The organism is Nocardia sp. NPDC058497 (genome assembly GCF_042720195.1).
Taxonomy (GTDB): Bacteria; Actinomycetota; Actinomycetes; order Mycobacteriales; family Mycobacteriaceae; genus Nocardia.
The window spans coordinates 1-1,803 of sequence record NZ_JBHXMY010000864.1 but is presented as its reverse complement, the minus strand read 5'-3'; the positions used below and the strand labels follow the sequence as shown (position 1 = coordinate 1,803).

Annotated in this window: 1 protein-coding gene; it reads right to left on the bottom strand. The window is 69.7% G+C overall.

The window, feature by feature from the left end; translation table 11 throughout:
* On the bottom strand, positions 1–1,781 hold a 1,781-nt coding region (locus ACFWPJ_RS31880; RefSeq protein WP_378857099.1), incomplete at its 3' end, for a WD40 repeat domain-containing protein.
* Between the last annotated feature and the right edge of the window lie 22 nt (positions 1,782–1,803).

Genomic DNA, 1,803 nt, shown 5'->3' with positions numbered 1-1,803 from the left:
GTTATCCAGCCGTTGTCGATCCAGCCGGGTGCCCAGTGAACCGGCTCGCCGACGGCGCGGCCGTCGGCCAGATCCCAGAAGCGCAGGGTCTGTTCGCTGGAACCGGAGACGATGTAGCGGCTGTCGGCGCTGATCGCCAAGCTGCGCACCATCCTGGCGTGCCCTTCCATCGGGGGCCCGATCTGCTCGCCCGTGCACATATCCCACCGGCGCAGGGTGGCGTCCTCGCCGGTGACGAACCGGGAACTGTCGGGAGCCATCGCCACCGACCAGATTCCCTGGGAGCGAATCTCCTTGATCATGGCGCCGGTGCCCAGGTCCCACAGACGTACCGAGTCGCCGCTGTGGGTGAGCAGGCGCGTTACGGCGGCGTCGAATTCGAGGCTGCTGAGGTTCGCGGTGTGCCCTGTCATCGGGTCGCCGATCGGGGTGCCGGTGTCGGTGTTCCACAGTCGCACGGTCTTGTCGCCTGCGGCGGCGAGGTAGCGGCCGTCCGGGCTGAGCTCGATCCCGTCGACCTCGGGCAATCCTTCGAACGGATCGCCGACGGGTGCCCCGGTTTCGATGTTCCACAGCTGCACGACGTTTCCGGCGGTGACCGTGGCCAGGCGAGTGCCGCGAGCACCGAAATCCAGCGCGCCTACCGGCTCGCCGAATCCGGTCAGGGGGCGGCCGAGCTGCGTGCCTGTTTCGGTGTCGTGGAAGGTGACGGTCTTGTCCGGTCCGGCGAGGGCAACGCGGCGGCCGTCCTCGCTGATCGCCGCGCGGGCGCCGGAGTCGTCCGGGTAGTCGGCCAAGGCGGTGCTGCGGCCGGTCTGCGAATCGATGATCCAGACCGAGGCATTCTCGCTGTCCTGCTTCACCAGCCGCCTGCCATCGCCCTCGACTGCCAGCACCGCGCCGTAGCCTGGCTTGGGTGATCCGGGGTCCGACGGCCAGGGCACACCGAGCGAACCGATCTGGCCGAGGTCCCAGACGCGCAGCGTCCCGTCCCAGGCGGTGGAGGCGAGGCGGCCGTCGGGGCTGAACACGACGCCCATGACCCACCCCGCGTGACCCGCCAACGGCGTCCCTTCCGCGCTGCCGGTGGCGGCGTTCCACAGTCGGATCGTGTTGTCGGTCGCCCCGGAGGCCAACCTGGTGCTGTCCGTACTGAACGCTACGGAATTGACGAGCCCGTCGTGCCCAACGAGCGGTGTGCCCACGAGTTGGCGCGTGCCGGCGTCCCAGAGCAGCAGCGCCGCTCCGAGCTCGGGTGCCACCTCCGCCGCCTTGACCGAACCATTGCTGCCGGACGCGATGCGCCGTCCGTCGGGGCTCCACGCGACGGTCTGTACGGGATAGCTGTGCCGTCGCAGGGTCTCGGGTGGGTCCGCGGGGGATTCGACGTTCCAGATTCGGACGGTGGTGTCCTCGCCACCGGAGACCATGTGCCGCCCGTCGGGGCTGAACGCCACCGAGTGCACGGCGCCGTCGTGGCCGGTGAACACCTCTGCGCGACCGCTGTCGACGTCCCACTGCCGGATCGTGCCGTCCTGGCCGCCGGCCGCCACCGACTGGCCGTCCGGCGAGAACGCAACGGTGTTGACGACGCCCGGAAAGCCCGTGAGCGGAGGCGCCGCGGCCTTGCCGGTTTCGGCGTCCCAGATCTGGACCGCACTGCCGAGGGTCGTCCCGGCGATCCAGCGACCGTCTGGACTGAACACCGCACGCACCGAGAGCGGCTGCGGCTCGAAGACCCGGTCGATCCGGGTTCCGGTTGTCGTGTTCCAGAGCCGCATCTCGACACCGCTGGTAAGGATT